This is a genomic window from Roseibium sp. AWQ4_290, from assembly GCF_056160985.1.
The window spans coordinates 50,802-67,186 of the sequence record NZ_JBSWYG010000024.1 but is presented as its reverse complement, the minus strand read 5'-3'; the positions used below and the strand labels follow the sequence as shown (position 1 = coordinate 67,186).

At 59.9% G+C, this 16,385-nt stretch carries 13 protein-coding genes; 9 read left to right on the top strand and 4 right to left on the bottom strand.

What is annotated here, in order from left to right; all coding sequences use genetic code 11:
* The first annotated feature begins 2 nt into the window (after window positions 1-2).
* Window positions 3-791 carry a class II glutamine amidotransferase gene (locus tag ACXAH0_RS21395; protein ID WP_475194937.1) on the top strand — a complete coding sequence of 263 codons (789 nt, stop codon included), beginning with the start codon at window positions 3-5 and terminating at the stop codon, window positions 789-791.
* Window positions 792-813: 22 nt separating this feature from the next.
* Here the strand turns inward: ACXAH0_RS21395 and ACXAH0_RS21390 are convergent, their stop codons facing one another.
* From ACXAH0_RS21390 to ACXAH0_RS21375, 4 genes are all read right to left on the bottom strand, one after another.
* Window positions 814-1,449, bottom strand: coding sequence for an HD domain-containing protein (locus ACXAH0_RS21390; RefSeq protein WP_475194935.1), 636 nt, complete (start codon window positions 1,447-1,449; stop codon window positions 814-816).
* A gap of 64 nt (window positions 1,450-1,513) precedes the next feature.
* Complete coding sequence (locus ACXAH0_RS21385) at window positions 1,514-2,086, bottom strand: helix-turn-helix domain-containing protein (RefSeq protein ID WP_475194932.1); 573 nt, start codon at window positions 2,084-2,086, stop codon at window positions 1,514-1,516.
* A 180-nt stretch (window positions 2,087-2,266) separates the two neighbouring features.
* Window positions 2,267-2,626, bottom strand: coding sequence for a VOC family protein (locus tag ACXAH0_RS21380; protein WP_475194930.1), 360 nt, complete (start codon window positions 2,624-2,626; stop codon window positions 2,267-2,269).
* A 61-nt stretch (window positions 2,627-2,687) separates the two neighbouring features.
* Window positions 2,688-3,314, bottom strand: coding sequence for a DapH/DapD/GlmU-related protein (locus tag ACXAH0_RS21375; RefSeq protein WP_475194927.1), 627 nt, complete (start codon window positions 3,312-3,314; stop codon window positions 2,688-2,690).
* A gap of 403 nt (window positions 3,315-3,717) precedes the next feature.
* Here ACXAH0_RS21375 and phnC point away from each other — a divergent pair, with 403 nt between their 5' ends.
* The 8 genes from phnC (at window position 3,718) to ACXAH0_RS21335 (ending at window position 16,379) form a co-directional block, all read left to right on the top strand.
* Window positions 3,718-4,551: a phosphonate ABC transporter ATP-binding protein gene (gene phnC / locus ACXAH0_RS21370; protein WP_475178521.1), complete on the top strand. Its 834-nt coding sequence runs from the start codon at window positions 3,718-3,720 to the stop codon at window positions 4,549-4,551.
* 58 nt (window positions 4,552-4,609) lie between these two features.
* Complete coding sequence (gene phnD / locus ACXAH0_RS21365; RefSeq protein WP_475178524.1) at window positions 4,610-5,539, top strand: phosphonate ABC transporter substrate-binding protein; 930 nt, start codon at window positions 4,610-4,612, stop codon at window positions 5,537-5,539.
* A 114-nt stretch (window positions 5,540-5,653) separates the two neighbouring features.
* A complete protein-coding gene (phnE, locus tag ACXAH0_RS21360) occupies window positions 5,654-6,526 on the top strand; it encodes a phosphonate ABC transporter, permease protein PhnE (protein ID WP_475194924.1) in 873 nt (290 codons plus the stop codon).
* A gap of 11 nt (window positions 6,527-6,537) precedes the next feature.
* Entirely contained in the window at window positions 6,538-7,878 is a 1,341-nt protein-coding gene (gene phnE / locus ACXAH0_RS21355) for a phosphonate ABC transporter, permease protein PhnE (RefSeq protein ID WP_475194922.1), read from the top strand.
* 156 nt (window positions 7,879-8,034) lie between these two features.
* Window positions 8,035-9,234: a lytic murein transglycosylase gene (locus ACXAH0_RS21350; protein ID WP_475194920.1), complete on the top strand. Its 1,200-nt coding sequence runs from the start codon at window positions 8,035-8,037 to the stop codon at window positions 9,232-9,234.
* A gap of 139 nt (window positions 9,235-9,373) precedes the next feature.
* Window positions 9,374-10,015 (top strand): ParA family partition ATPase, encoded by a 642-nt coding sequence (gene parA / locus ACXAH0_RS21345; protein ID WP_475178537.1) that lies wholly within the window; start codon window positions 9,374-9,376, stop codon window positions 10,013-10,015.
* Window positions 10,016-10,166: 151 nt separating this feature from the next.
* Window positions 10,167-10,553, top strand: coding sequence for a hypothetical protein (locus ACXAH0_RS21340; protein ID WP_475194917.1), 387 nt, complete (start codon window positions 10,167-10,169; stop codon window positions 10,551-10,553).
* Between the two features lie 285 nt (window positions 10,554-10,838).
* Entirely contained in the window at window positions 10,839-16,379 is a 5,541-nt protein-coding gene (locus tag ACXAH0_RS21335) for an alpha-2-macroglobulin family protein (protein ID WP_475194915.1), read from the top strand.
* The last annotated feature ends 6 nt before the right edge of the window (window positions 16,380-16,385 follow it).

Genomic DNA, 16,385 nt, shown 5'->3' with positions numbered 1-16,385 from the left:
CCATGTGCCGTTGGGCAGCCTGGAGCGGAGCACCGCGCTATCTGGAAGAGGTCATCTGCGATCCCGAGCATTCGCTGATCGATCAGAGTCGCAACGCCTTGTCGTGCAAGACGGCGGTGAATGCGGATGGTTTTGGGGTCGCCTGGTATGGCGACCGGGACACACCCTGCCTGTACAAGGATGTGCGGCCCGCCTGGTCTGACCCGAATCTGCTCCAGATTGCCCGTCATATCCGCTCTGGGCATTTTCTGGCCCATGTGCGCGCTTCGACCGGCACGGCCACGATCCGCGACAATTGCCATCCTTTCACCCATGGGCGCTGGAGTTTCATCCACAATGGCCAGGTGGGTGGCTATGACAAGGTGCGGCGGCGGCTCGACAACATGATTCCCGATGATCTTTACCGCCACCGCATGGGGGGCACTGACAGTGAGTGCCTGTTTCTGGTCGCGCTGGCCTATGGCCTGCCGCTGCATCCGCGCGCGGCCATGGCACGGGCAGTGTTTGAAGCTGAAGCCCTGTCCAAATTTGCGGGCACTGCACCGCATATGCGCTTTGCCTCAGCCTGGTCGGATGGCGAGACGCTCTATGCTGCGCGCTATGCCTCCGACAATTTCCCGCCGACGCTCTATTACCGGGCGTTTGACGATGGCGTCATGGTGGTGTCGGAGCCGCTGGACCAGGCCGGTGAGTGCTGGGTGGAAGTGCCCCATGGCCACATGATCGAGGTCCGTGCGGGAACGGTCCGGCAGATGGCGTTTATCAGCGACGAAGACCTGGTGGAGAGCTGAGGGGCTCAGGTCCGCACCGCCGTCACTCTTGGCTCCCTGCTGCCTCTGCCATCAGCTCTTTCGTGGTGCCATCGGCAATCTCCCGGATCTGGCGGGTCAGTGCAAAGGCCCCGGTTCGCTCAGCCCCGTAGGTCAGATTGAACCGGTGAAAGTCCGCGCTTTGCGGCGGCATCAAATGGTGCTGAAAAATGGTTTCCAGCTTGTCGAAGGCCTTGGCAAGCCGGGCTTCCGTTGTGGCCGCAGCGGCATACTCGTCCCACAGCCCCAACAGGCTGTCCGTCAGATCTTCCGGCAGCGCCGCACACAGGGTTTGAAAGTCCTGTCTCTCCCGGGCCTCCCGGTTATCACCCGCTGTCTGCAAGGGGGCCGGAATATCGCCTGAAATGGCCTCGCCCAGGTCGTGGATCAGGGCCAGTTTCAACAGCTTCAGAAAGTCGATCCCCGCCAGCTCCTTTTCAAAAAGAACCAGCATCAGAGCCAGCCGCCAGCTGTGTTCCGCACTGCTTTCCGGACGGCCGGATCTGGACTGGCCGGAGCGCAATGTGTCCTTCAGCCGCTCAGCTTCCTGCAAAAAGGCTAGAATACCGGTAAGCCTGGAGGGGGCAATTGTTCCGGCTTCCGGGGTGTCGGGCGGAGATATTTCGGCTGTGGTGCTCATGGACCGATGGTAGCGCCGCAGACCGTTTCAGGCGAGCAGCCATCTGGTCGGAAGCCTGAATAAATTATGCGTCTGGAGAGCGTTCGTCCCGCACAAGCCGGACACAGCCACCATCTGACAGTACCAGGCGGGAAATGCGCAGGCAGCTTTCGGGAATCGTCAGTTCCTGAAATTCCGCCCGTTCGGTCCGGTAGACAATGTCCGGGCTGTCCGGCTCGAACCAGCCCAGGTCCTGCAATTGGTGCTCTGCGGCCCGGATACCTTCAGAGGCAAAGCGCCACAGAGGTTTGCCCAGAAGATCCGGAACACCCACATGCCACTGCGCGGCGCGGGCGGGCGAGGCCGCCAGCAGCCTGTGGGTGAGGTCACAGACCAGATGCACTGGCGATGAAGACTTGGTCACAAGGTCGAGCAGTGCCCGGTCCGATGCGCTTTGTGGCCGGGCGCGCAAGAGCCAGGCGATTTTCGCAGCACAGTTCTGATCCGGAGCCCCATGCCCGCTTTCCCATCTTGAAATCCGGCTTTGAGATACGCCGAGTTCGGCGGCCAGCACTTGCTGCTTGACGCGGTTCAGCACCCGCCACCTGCGCAAGGACGGGCCGAGACTGGCGGGTAGAACAGCACACTCGGTGATCATGACGGCAGATTATAGCGTGTCGCGATAAAGCGGTTTTGCCTTTCGCTGCCTGAAATCAGAAATTTCAACGCAAAAGACAAAACGGTTTGAAACCATTTGAACACGACACGCACCAGATCAACCACAGTGAAACCGGAGCCGGTTGTGCAAGGGAAAGATGCGGAGTGCCGGGAGCACGGCTTATTTGAACGCCCGGCTGGACACTTGAATGGAATTGCCATCCGGGTCCTTGGCATTGGCAAAGACATATCCATCAGCCTTGTGTAAAGACCCGAAGGTCAGCCCGTTCTGTCCGGCTGTCTCGCAAAAGGCTGCGACATCGCAGACGTCGAAGACGAGCTTGACAGCAGTTTGCCCAAGTTTCTGTGATTTGGCAGCCTTGTGCAGCAACAGCCGCGCACTGCCCCCGGGCGGGGGAACCAGTTCCGTCAGCCGGTCTTCCGGATCAGACTGCCTCTCGTAGCCAAAGTGCCGGCAATAAAAGGCGACACTCAGATCCGGGTCACGTACATAAAGGATCAGGCGGGTGAGGGGAGCCATCGGCTGAACACTCCGGCGAGAGGGAGCCGGTAAAACAGACAGCCGGCTCGGGGGCCGTCTGCTACCGGTATTTTTCGATAAAAGCATCAATCGTCAGGTTGCGGAAGTCCGGCAGGCGTTCTTTCAGCTGATCGTGGCTCCAGTCCCACCAACAGATTTCCATAAGGGCCTCTTCCTGGGCTTCGCTGAAGCGGCGCTTGATCGGCTTGGCGGCGACCCCGCCGACCACAGTATAGGGCGCCACATCCTTGGAGACGACCGCCCCGGCCGCAACAATTGCCCCGGTGCCGATGGTGACACCGGCCAGCACCGTCACATTGTGCCCGATCCACACATCATGACCGAGGGTTACCCAGTCATCCTTGCGCCACTGGAAGAAGTCTGCGTCGTCTTCGCCCAGGCCATAGGCCGCCGCCCGGTAGGTGAAATGGTGCTGTGAGGCGCGCCAGGTGGCGTGGTTGCCGGGATTGAGGCGCACCCGGCGGGCAATGGAGCAGAATTTGCCGATGGTGCTCCAGACCACGTCCCCCTCCTGAACGATATAGGAATAATTACCCATCTGGCTTTCGCGCATCTGGGTGTGGGCTCCGACTTCTGTCCAGGCCCCGATCTCGCAATTGAGCACCTTGGCGTCCGGGTGAATCGTCGGGGCTTCGGAGAGGGCCTGTTTTTGCGTGGGGGCGGACATCGGGACTCCATCTGGATTTTTGGGGGAGGGACTTGAACCGGGACCGGGTTTTAGCCTGCGGGCGGGTGGTCTGGGTGACGGTTTGATGACGTTTTTGTAACGCGGCGGCACTCCTTTTGCGGGAGTGGTGTCAATGCCAAAACTCTTGAATGTAATGCTCTGGAAATTTTTCCAGATGCGGTGCCTGAATTTCAGGCAAGTCCGGCACCGGATGTGACACCGTAAAAAGGCTGTCAACGCGACGTTCTTCCGCTGTCTTCGCACGGTTCGCCAAAGATCAAGCTCAAGATGTCACCGAAGTGACATAAATCTTTGACCTTAAAGTCAAAAACATGTCATGCAATTGTAATCCTGAAATGGCTCTTGTCGCCCTGCATTTCAACACTCATGGGGCAGGGCTCGCGTGATTCAGTTTCAGGATGTGACCAAGACCTTCGGGGCCCGGACTGCGGTGCACAAGGTGAGTTTCACCATCGACCAGCCGCAGATGGTGGGCATCATTGGCCGCTCTGGTGCGGGCAAGTCCACCCTCTTGCGCATGATCAACCGGCTCACCCCGGCCACATCCGGGCAGATCCTCTTTGAGGGGCGGGACATTTTGAGCCTGAAAGGCGGGATGATGCGCCGCTGGCAGCGCGACTGCGCCATGGTTTTCCAGCAGTTCAATCTGGTGCCCCGGCTCGACGTGGTCACCAATGTGATGCTCGGCCGGTTGAACATGCACGGAACGCTTCCCTCCCTGTTGAAACTGTTTTCCCGGGAAGAGCGGGCGCTGGCGCTGATCAATCTGGACCGTCTCGGCATTGCCCAGGAAGCGACCAAACGGGCCGAGGAACTGTCCGGCGGCCAGCAGCAACGCGTGGCGATTGCCCGGGCGCTGATGCAGGACCCGCATATGATCCTGGCCGATGAGCCGATTGCCTCGCTCGATCCCATGAATGCGAAGATTGTCATGGACGCGCTGCGCGAAATCCATGAGCGCGACAACAAGGTGGTGATCTGCAACCTGCACACGCTCGACACGGCGCGCACCTATTGCGACCGGGTTATCGGCATGCGCGACGGGCACATGGTGTTCGATGGCCCGCCGGAAGAGCTGACCACTGATGCGGCCCGCGAAATCTACGGGGCCGACGAAAGTTTCAACGAGGCCGCGACCTCAACTGCAATCGACGCCGGCGGGACCGGCGCAACGCAATCCGCCGGAGCGATGACCCCGGCGGCCGCAACGGTTTGATCCGCTTGCTCATCCTCTCAAATGTCATCCGAAACAGACCCTCTTGGAGTGTCAATTCATGAAGATCTTTTCCAAAATCGTTGCGGCTGCCGCCGTCAGCGTGTTCGCCCTGAACGCCGTCAATGTGTCCGTTGCCAACGCCGCAGACATCGAGGAATTCCGTATCGGTATCCTGGGCGGTGAAAACGAGGCGGACCGCCTGCGCAGCAACGAGTGCCTGGCCAAGCGTTTTGAAAAACTGCTCGGTGTTCCGGTCAAACTGTTCCCGGCTGCTGATTATGCCGGCACGCTGGAAGGCCTGAAGGGCGGCAACCTGGACTATGCCGAGCTGGGCGCGTCCGGCTATTCATCTCTTTACCTGGCCGACCCGAACCTGGTCGAGCCGATCGTGACCACCGAGCAGGTTGACGGGTCCACCGGCTACCACTCCATCATGGTTGCCCTTGCCGACAGCAACATCGAAAGCCTCGATGACATGAAAGGCAAGAAGCTGGGCTATGCCGATCCGAATTCCACGTCCGGTTACCTGGTTCCGTCCGTGTCCTTCGAAAAAATGGGCATCGACCCGGACACCTATTTCAGCTCCACACAGTTCTCCGGTGGCCACGAGCAGAACGTCCTGGCTGTCCTGAACGGTGACGTGGACGGTGGCGTGACCTGGTCTTCCGGTGTGGGCGACTGGGACGAAGGCTTTTCCTCCGGCAACCTTCGCAAAATGGTCGACAAAGGCATGCTCGACATGTCCCAGATCCGTGAAATCTGGCGCTCGCCGCTGATCCCGAACGGCCCGATCGTGCTGCGTTCCTCCCTGCCGCAAGACGTCAAGGACAAGATCAAGGCGTCCATGCTCTCCTTTGACAAGGACGATCCTGAGTGCATGTACAATGTCGCTGCCGGTGAAATCAAACAGTATGTCGAAGTGAAGCCTGGCTTCTACGACACCATCATTGCCGCCCGTAAGGCAAAGATCGAAAACAAGAAGAACTAATTTCTTCTTTTGAGAAAGGGGCGGCCCGGAGCCGCCCCTTTTACCTGCCTTGAGCCGCTGAGGCGCTCCACAGCCTCGCGCAAAGCCGCTCCAACCGGCTGAAAAGGACCCGCTGTGACCGCACACTCCCTCTTGTCCGACCATCCCCAACTGCAGACCATCGATGAGGCCTGTGGCAAGATGGCCCGGAGCCGAAATCTCTATACGGCCCTTCTGATTGGTGTCTGTGTGATCATCATCATCGGCGGCCTGATGGTTGCAGATGAGGCCAATTCCGGGAGCTTCTCCAACGGTCTGGCGAGCTTTTTCGACTATCCCCGGGATCTGCTGGTCGACACATTCGATGCAGGATGGTCCTGGTTCGGCCTTCTGGCTCATTATTTCCCGTATTTGGTCGAGACCGTGAACATCGCGATCCTGGCGACACTGATCGGCTTTGTTCTGGGCGGCGCCCTGAGCTTTGTGGCCAGCCGCAATCTGGTCTCCAACAGATTTGTCGTGTTCTGGATGCGGCGCCTGATGGACGTGACCCGCGCCTTTCCCGAGCTGGTGCTGGCCCTGGTGCTTGTGCTTGCCCTGGGGCCGACCGCCGTGGCTGCTGTGGCGGCCGTTGCCTTTCACACCATCGGCGCGCTCGGCAAGCTGTTTTCCGAATGCAACGAAAATGCGGACATGAAGCCGATGGAAGGCATGAAGTCGGCAGGGGCGTCCTGGATGCAGCAGATCCGATTTGCCATCGTGCCCCAGGTCATTCCGAATTTTCTGTCCTATACGCTGCTGCGCCTTGAAATCAATGTCAGGGCCTCGGCGATCCTGGGCTTCGTGGGGGCAGGGGGCCTGGGGGCGGAACTGAAAAAGGTGGTGGACTGGAACTACGGGGCCGATGTGACCGCCATCATCGTTCTGCTCGTCTGTGCGATCACCGGCATCGACTATCTGTCCGGGTGGATCCGCAAGGCGTTTATCGGCAAAGCCGGCTTGCTCTGAAAGGCGATCAGATGTCTCTTCTTACTCCCGCGCAGATGGCCGACATCGATAGCCGGTTTCCCGGCGTGATCGACCGGCCGCTCTCCCGCCGCCTGCTGCCCGCCGGGGTGGCGCTCCTGGTGCTTGGCTATCTGGTCACCTGTTTCTTCTCGTTCGACGTTTACAATGTCATTGCGAAGACCCGGACCAACATGGTCGGCCTGTTTGTGCTCGATTCGTATGCCTACAAGATCCACGTCTTCAAGAGATTGAAGGACGATCATTTCCAGGCCAATCTGGAAGGCAGCCGCCGCGCCGCCTATAAAACGCTCCCCGGATGGGTGCAGGAAGAAGGCGGTGACACGCGCATCGACCTTGGCGCCATCGGCTATGTGGAGGTGGGCAAGGATCAGGTGGACTTTTTCAAGGCCGGGGACGATCAGCCGTATCGTGTGACCTATGAAAAGGGCGTGCCGCCGCGCTATCTGGGCGAAAATCCACCGTCCTGGCTGCGGGCCAGCAAGGCGCAGGTCGATATGCGCCCGAGCCTTTATGCCCGGATCTGGATCACCAAGAACAAGATCGAGGTGCACCGGTATTTCATTGGCTGGGAGAATTTCTGGTTTGATTTTCAGTCCCCCCTGAATGCCTATTCCTTCTCCCAGCTGGCCGGGCTGGCCTTTTCCGGCGACAGGATCAATCCGGATCTGCCGAACTGGGAGTTTATTCTCAGTGAGTTCTGGAACAACACGGACTGGCAGCACGGGGATGTGTTCTATGCGCTGCTGCAGACGGTCATTATGGCGCTCGTGGGCACGCTGATCGCCGGTATTCTGGCGCTGCCGCTTGCCTTCGCAGCGGCCCGCAATGTCAATCCGTCCGGAGCGGTCCGGTTCGCCATCCGCCGCCTGTTCGACTTCCTGCGCGGGATTGATACGCTGATCTGGTCGCTGATCTTCATCCGCGCCTTCGGCCTTGGACCGCTGTCGGGTATTTTCGCGATCTTCTTTACGGACACAGGCACGTTCGGCAAGCTGTTTTCCGAATCCATCGAGAATGTGGACCGCAAGCAGATTGAAGGCATCCAGGCGACCGGGGCGTCTCCGGTTCAAAAATACCGCTTCGGGGTGTTTCCGCAGATCCTTCCGCTGTTCCTGTCCCAGCTGCTCTATTATCTGGAATCCAACACCCGCTCGGCCACGGTGATCGGGGCCCTGGGGGCCGGTGGTATCGGCCTGAAGCTTCTTGAAACCATGAGGACCCGGCAGGACTGGGAAAACACCCTCTACATCATCCTCCTCGTGGTGATTGTCGTCATCATGATGGACAATCTGTCCGGATGGCTGCGCCGCAAGCTGATTGAAGGCCGCTAGGCGGCCTGGAAGCACGGCCCTGAAATGGAAAAACCGGCCCATATGCGGCCGGTTTTTGTCTCTTCCTCTTGATAACTTGCCTCTTGCGGTTTCTGCCGTATTTCCGTGAAGGTAGCGTGGTCGTGTCCGGGCGAGGACAAAGAGGGGATTCGGACAATGCGGTTGGGTGTTTGGAATTTTCTGACCGGGGTGGGGCTGGGGTCGGCGCTGGGTTTGCTTGTCTCTGGCGCACCGGCACTGGCCATTGAGAGCTGTGTTGCCAAGCTGAAACAACAGGCGGTCGCCGCAGGCGTGCGCGCCAACATTGCCGAGCGGATGCTGTCCGGCGCCTCTTATGATGAAAAGGTAATCCGCTTTTCCTCCTCCCAGCCGGAATACAAGACCGAGATCTGGGACTATATGGCCTTTCTAGTGGACGCGCAGCGCATCCAGGATGGTGCCAAAAATCTGAAAAAACACCGCAGAACCCTGTCAGCGATCGAAAAACGCTACGGCGTTAACCGCCACGTGGTTCTGGCGGTCTGGGGCATTGAAAGCGATTACGGCCAGTTCAAGGGGGATTTTTATACGCCCCATGCCTTGGCCAATCTGGTGTGTGCGGGCAAGCGCCGCCAGAAATATTTCAGGGGCGAACTGATCAAGACCCTGCAAATCGCGTCGCGCGGGGATGTGCCCGTGTCCGATTTTCAGGGCTCCTGGGCCGGGGCCTTCGGTCAGACCCAGTTCATGCCCAGCACCTATAACAGTCTGGCGGTGGATTTTGACGGCGACGGACGCAAGGATCTGGTCAACTCCGTTCCCGATGCGCTGGCCTCGACCGCCAACTTTCTGAAAAATGCCGGCTGGCGCGACAGCCGCGCCTGGGGTTATGAAGTCAAGGTTCCAGGCGGCTACAAAGGGCCGAGCGGCCTGAAGAAACGGGCCTCCCTGTCCACCTGGGGCAAACGGGGCCTGCGCAAGCTGGATGGGGGACGCGTGTCCGGCAAGACCGAGGCGGCCCTGATCCGTCCGGCCGGTGCGAATGGGCCCGCCTTTCTCGTGACCCGTAATTTCAACGCCCTGCGCTCCTATAACGCCTCAACGTCTTACGGGCTGGCCATTGCGCTTCTGTCAGAGCTGGTTGCCGGCGGCAAACCTTTCCAGACGCCCTGGCCGACCGATAATCCGGGCCTGTCCCGCGCCCAAAGGCTGGATCTGCAGAAGCTGCTCAACAAGAATGGGTTTGATGTGGGTGAGGCAGACGGCAAGGTCGGCCCGGCCACGCGCGCCGGCATCCGCAAGGCGGAAGCCAAATTCGGCATGCCGGTGACCGGGCGGCCGTCCTGGAATGTCTATTACGCCCTGGGAGGCCGGTAGTCACAAGGGCTGGGCTTCTGATCAGACCGGTCGAAATTTAAGTGACGTAACGGGATTTAATTCCGGGTTTGACAGCAATGTCTTGTTGCGCTGCGAAAAAGGACGTCGCAATATAAGGTCGCATAAGCGGAGGTATGCGATGTCCGGTCGAATCTTGACGGTGGCCCAGCAAAAAGGCGGGTCCGGCAAAACAACGCTGGCGGCCCATCTGGCTGTTGCCCTTGCCCGCCAGTCCGGCGAGCCTGTTGCCATTTTGGATGTGGATCCGCAAGGCTCCCTCGGAACATGGTACGAAGCCCGTGAACGCAGCCTTGGCGAGGATGAGACCGGTCTGGAGTTCCGCACCGCATCGGGCTGGGGCGCCCGGCGGGAAGCCCGGTCCCTGGCCAGATCCCATGGCTATGTGGTGGTCGACACCCCCCCGAAAACCGACACGGACGCCAAACCGGCGATTGATGCGGCAGATTATGTCATCGTTCCGGTGCAGCCGACGCCGGTTGATCTGTGGGCGACCTCCCAGACCATCGAACTGGCCTCCCGGGAAAGCACGCCAGCCCTGCTGGTGCTCAACCGTGTGCCGCCGCGGGCATCGCTGACGGCGGAAATGACCGACGCAATTGTCGAATCCGGCTATGACACATTGACCACCCGCCTGGGCAACCGCACCGTGTTTGCAGCCGCCATGGGCAAGGGCTTTGCCGTGACCGAAGAAGCCCCCACAAGCAAAGCCGCCCTGGAAGTGGCCTCCTTGATCGAGGAACTTGTCTCCCGGACCGGGTAAATGTGCGGTGCTGATCGAATCAAGCTAGGCTTGAAAGATATCTTTTCAAATTTATTTACTTATAATTCAATCGCATTTCAGCGTTTTTGAGGAATAGAATTGTCCTTCAAAATACACATGTGAACAAATAGTCTTTCAATAGGGGGAAGAGATGTTTGTTGCTTTTCAATTGCTTGATGGATCATCAAAAACAATTCCAGCTCATAGCTTAATTCGGAGCCGGCCAACGGTTTTCTTTTATGAACCGGGGGACAAAGTGATGATTCAGTCGGAGTCGCAGCAAAGTTTCAGCCGAGAGCCTCTTGAGGCGCTTGTTGAGCGGTTTGCCGCTGCCGCTCCACTGGTGAAGCTGCGCATGCTCGATGAGCGGCCTGTTTATGTTTCAGCGCAACGTGTCTTTGAGGTGTCTCCGCCAAATTCGGTAATTCACAATTCGAAAGCTAATGCTATTGTACAATTCGGTGCTCATGATGGATCAGGAATGCCGCTGGAGGGCGTATTTTCTTCTGTTCTTGAAGATGTTTTGCAAGTGCAATAACTGCTCAATGACGCGATACGCTGAAATTGTCAAAAGCGCTCAGGATCGGCTTTTTGAGTTGAAAATACTGTTCGACAGGAGCGTGAGAAGATCAAACGCGGTGTTGGGGCAGTGCGGAGTGTTGACCTCTTCACTGCGGTTTTAGGCTCTCGTTGGTAGACCAATCATGGCGGGAGTGACGCGCTCTTATTGTGACAAAGTTGCATAAAACCTGCACAAAACCGCCTTGCAATTGTCACGTGCCAGTGCGTTCATATGTGCAGTTCCTGGTCCGGGAGGCAGACCTTGCTGCATATTTTCAATCTCTTCACCCCGATTTTTTCCGTGAAACCGCTTTTGGCGCGCGAAACGCTTCTAGCCGTTGCAGCCAGTGCTCTTGCCTTTGGCAGTGCCACATTTCAGGCGGCCGAGGTGCGGGCGCAGGACCGCAAAATCGTCACCATTGAGGACGCTGATTTTTTTGGCAGCGACTACCAGACAGTCAAGGAGGTCGACCTTGAGGGCTGCAAATCGGCCTGTCTCAAGGACGAAAAATGCCGGGCCTTTACCTTCAACACATCCGCTGGCTGGTGCTTTTTGAAGTCGGATTTCGGCTCGCTGCAGAGCTTTGCGGGGGCCGTTGCCGGCCGGGTGGTGGAAGTGCGGGCACCATCCGCCGATATTGTGGCCGACCGGAAGGCAGACCTGACATTCCTGACGGCGGACGAGCTTGAAGACGCCAAGACATTTGCCGCACGCATCGCCCATCGGCGCGGGCCGCGGGGAACCTCCATCGGCGCTCTGCGCCAGGGGGGCGAGGAGGCTTTGCGGCGCTGGCAAGGGGACGTTGCAAAAAAAAGTTTCGTGATGCTGCTCAATCTGGACCCGTCGGATTTTGATGGCTGGGTGGGGCTGACCCAGGCTCTGATCATCCGGGAGGTGCCGGACTGGGACGAGCGGAAGATCAATCGCCGCAACGCGATTTCGGCCGGGATCAATGCTTATCTGCGCGCTGTCAATCCGAGGGAACAGGCCCTCGTGCTGGAGCAGCTCAGCCGGGCGTTGCTCAAGAGCGACAAGCCCATGCGCTCGATCAAGGCAGCGCGGGCAGCCCTTGCCCTGGAAGATACACCTGAACGGCGCCGACGCTATGATCGGCTTATTGCCGAATACGGTTTCAGGATTCTCAGTCACTCGGTTGAAACGGAGGGAACGACACCGAGGGTCTGCGTGGTCCTGTCACAAAAGCTGCCGGTTGGAGAAGATCTCAGCCCGTACATGGTTGTCCAGGGTCCCGGAACAGTCTCCATTGACGCGCAAGGCAACCAGCTATGTGCTGAGGGGCTTGAGCACGGCGCCCGCTACGAGGTCACGATCCGCAGCGGCTTGCCGGCCCTGGATGGCGAGACCCTTGAAAAGGCGGTGGATCTGTCTGTCTATGTGCCGGACCGGTCTCCGTCCGTCCGGTTCCTGAGCCGCTCCTATGTCCTGCCCTCCGGCGGATCGCCCACGATCCCAGTGGTCACGGTCAATACAAGCGAGGTGGAAGCAAGCATTTACCGGATCGGCAACCGGTCCGTCGTCGGCGTCCTTCGGGACAAGAGTTTCCTGCGCCAGTTGAGCAGCTGGCAGGCGGACAAAATTGAAAACGAGCTGGGCGAAAAGGTCTGGTCCGGTGTCCTGGAGACGGAGAACCGCCTCAATCAGGATGTGACAACCGCCTTCCCGGTCACAAAAACCGGCCTGACGCTGAAGCCGGGTGTCTATGCCATGACGGCCCGCTCGAAGCTGAGCCGGAAAGACGACTGGAGCAAAGTGGCGACCCAATGGTTTCTGGTTTCAGATCTGGGGTTGAGTGCCTTGTCCGGCGACAATGGTATTGTCGCGAATATCCGTTCTCTTGGAACAGCCAGGGCGCTCGAAGGGGCGACGGTGCGCCTGCTGGCCGTGAACAATGAGGTGCTTGGCGAAACGACCAGCGATGCGGACGGGCGGGCAGAATTCGCCGCCGGTCTGACCCGTGGGCGCGGCGGTCTTGCTCCCGGCGTGCTGGTCGCACAAACCAGGGACGGGGACTATTCCTTCCTGGATCTGCGCAAACCCGCCTTTGACCTCTCGGACCGGGGCGTTGAAGGCCGGCCCGCGCCGGGGCCGCTGGATGTCTTCGCCTGGACGGACCGGGGCATCTACAAGGCCGGCGAAACCGTTCATGCCCAGGCCCTGTTGCGCACGGCTAAGGCCATCGCACAGGAAGCGTTTCCGCTGACCTTCCTGTTCACGCGCCCGGATGGTGTCGAACATGCCAGATACACTGTCGCCGACAGCGGTCTGGGAGGGCATTTGCAGGATCTCGTCCTGAGTGATTCAGCCCAGCAAGGCCAGTGGTCCTGGCAGGTCTTTGCCGATCCGAAAGCCCCCGCGCTGGCTCAGGCAACTTTCCTGGTGGAGGATTATCAGCCCGAACGGGTGGATTTTGATCTGCAAACCAAGGCTGAGGCTTTCAGCCGGAAGGGGGGCACGCCGGTCTCCCTGACAGCCAGGTTCCTCTATGGCTCTCCGGCCAGCGGCCAATTGCTGCAAGGCGATGTCATTGTGCAGCCCGTACGCACGCACAAGGCGTTTCCCGGCTATCAGTTCGGCCTGGAAAACGAGGAAGGCTATCCCCTGCGGGGCGGTTTGCCCGATGGCCTGAAGACCGACAAAACGGGCCGTTTGTCCTTCAACGTTGTGCTGCCAGAACTGACCGACACGACCGGGCTATACGATGGCACCGTGGTGGCCCGGCTGGTGGAGGCTGGCGGGCGGGCCGTGGAGCGCCATCTGGATCTGCCAGTGGAACAGGACGGCCCGCGCATCGGCATCAAACCGGCATTTGACGGGGATGTGGATGAAGGCGGACCGGCTGACTTTTCGGTCATTGTGCTTGGGGCCGATGGCAAGCGGCAGGAGGTCCCGGATCTGGCCTGGACCCTCTATCAGATCGAGCGGCGCTTTCAATGGTACAAGCTGGACGGACGCTGGTCCTACGAACCGATTGTAACAAGCAAACAGGTGGCTGCCGGAGCGCTTTCAACCAGCGCCTCAAAACCGGTCGACCTGTCTGTGCCGGTGGATTGGGGCGAGTACCGGCTTGAGGTCAAAGGCGGCACCGGGCTTCAAACGGCAACCAGCGTGACGTTCAATGCCGGCTGGTATTCAGCGGGAGAAACCTCCGAAACACCGGATTTTCTGGACGTGGGGCTCGACAAGGCAAGCTACCAGCCGGGAGATATTGCCAAATTGCGGCTGAAACCGCAGATGGCCGGCATTGCCGTCATCAATGTGCTGGCAGGCGGCGTGCTGTCCAGCCAGACGGTTGAAGTATCCGGGTCGCAAACCGAGGTCAGCATTCCTGTTTCCGGGACCTGGGGGGCAGGGGCCTATGTGACCGCCAGCCTGTTCCGGCCCATGGATCTTGCCCAGAAACGGATGCCGTCCAGAGCGATTGGCCTTGCCTGGCTGCAGGTCGACCCGGGCGCGCGCGAGCTCCAGGTGGAGTTGAGCGTGCCGGAGCGGATAAAGCCGGAAACGGTGCTGGACGTGCCGGTCAAGCTGGCGAATCTGAAGGCGGGTGAAAAGGCGTATCTGACCATTGCCGCCGTGGATGCCGGGATCTTGAACCTCACGGGCTACAAGACCCCGGATCCGGAGGGCTGGTATTTCGGCCAGCGCCGTCTTGGCACGGAGATCCGGGATCTTTACGGACAGCTGATTGACCGGATGGCCGGAACGGCGGGCCGGATCCGCTCTGGCGGGGATGCCATGGCGCAGCGGCTCGACGCGACGCCGCCTGAGGACGAACCGTTGGCGCTGTTCTCCGGGCTTGTGGAGGCTGGGCCGGATGGAACAGCAAGTGTTTCCTTCGACATTCCCGATTTCAACGGGGCGCTGAGGCTGATAGCCGTGGCCTGGAGCAAGGACGGGGTTGGCCATGGGGAACAGGACATCGAAGTCCGCTCCCCGGTCGTGATCAGCGCAAGCGCTCCTGCGTTTCTCGCGCCGGCCGACACCTCCCGCATTGCCATTGAAATCGACAATCTGGACGGCGCGGCCGGGTCCTATACTCTGGATGTATCGGCTACACGCGGCCTGATGGTCGACAATGCAGGCCGGGCAGAGCGCTTGCTGGACCTTGAGGCCGGGGGCAAGGCGGTCGTGCGGTTGCCGGTTGCCGCTGGGCCCACCCCGGTGAATGGTGAAGTCCTGCTGGCCCTGACCGGACCGGACGGGCAGGCAGTGGTGAAGCGGGTTGCTTTGAATGTGCGCAACACCCAGCCGGATGTGGTCAGACGCACGTCCTTTCAGCTGAACGCTGGCGCGAGCCTTGAGCTGGGGCCGGAGAGTTTTGACGGCCTTTTGAGCGACACGGTGGATGTCAGCCTGACCTTGGGCGGCGCGGCCTCTATCGATGTCGCCGGTCTGCTGATGGCTCTGGACAGGTATCCTTACCGCTGCACCGAACAGACCACCAGCCGGGCATTGCCGCTTCTGTATCTGGGCGAGGTTGCGGAAGCAGCCGGACTTGGAACGGACAAGACCGTAAAGGAAAAGGTCGAAGCTGCCATTACCCAGGTTCTCTCCAGGCAGTCGTCGTCCGGGGCTTTCGGACTGTGGAGCAGTTACATTGACGGGGGGATCTGGCTCAGTGCCTATGCGACAGACTTCCTGACCCAGGCGCGGGACAAAGGCTATCACGTGCCGGAGCAGGCCTTTATCGCCGCGCTGGACAATCTTGAAAACCGCCTGTCCTACAGCACCGGCTTTGAACAGGGCGGGGAAGGAACGGCCTATGCCCTTTACGTTCTGGCCCGGAACGGGCGGGCGTCCATGGGGGATCTGCGCTACTATCTGGATGTGAAGCTGAAAGACTTCCGAACGCCCCTTGCGAAGGCCCAGCTGGCGGCCGGCCTGGCCCTTTACGGGGAAAAAGACCGGGCGGTTACCGGGTTCAAAGCAGCCCTGTCCGCCTTGAACCGGGAAAAAGACGCTGAGTTCCGCCTCGATTTCGGCTCCAAGTTGCGCGACATTGCTGCGGTGACAGACTATGTGGTGTCCGCGTCCCTTGATCCCCATTTGAAAGACGAAGCACTTGGATTGCTGACATCGGTCCAGAAAGTGGCCGGGCGCCGCTCGACCCAGGATATGGTCTGGCTGCTTCTGGCGGCCAATGCCCTGAACGACAAGACGGAAGATGCAAGAGTTGCCTTTAACGGTGTGGAAACGCCCGGGCGGCTGGTCTGGCAAATGGAGGGGGCAGGCCTTGAGGCAAGCCCCGCCCTGATCAGAAACAAGGGCACGGATCCGGTCGATTTGCTGGTGTCCGTGAGCGGAAAGCCCAGTGTGCCGGAACCGGCTGGCGGGGTTGACTATGAGATCGAGCGTCACGTCTATGATCTGAATGGCACTCCGGTCGATCCCGGCGCCATTGCGGTCAACACCCGGCTGGCGGTCGTGCTGACGGTCCGTGCGCTGACCGACCAGCCGGGCCGTCTCATGGTCGTTGACCGGCTGCCCGCCGGACTTGTGATCGACAATCCCCGGCTGTTGCGTTCCGGTGACCTTGGTGGATTGCCGTTCCTGAACATGGTTCAGAACACCGAGCATGCCGGAGTTTTCAAGGACAGGTTTGAAGTGGCCGTCGACCAGAACCGGGTCAGCGACCGGGTGATGACCTTTGCCTATCTGGCAAGGGCGGCAACTCCGGGGGCGTTTGTTCATCCGCCCGCAACGGTGGAGGACATGTACCGGCCTGACCGGCATGCCATCACGGAGACGGGCCGGTTCAAAATCCTGGGCCCGGTCAGGTAAACGGAC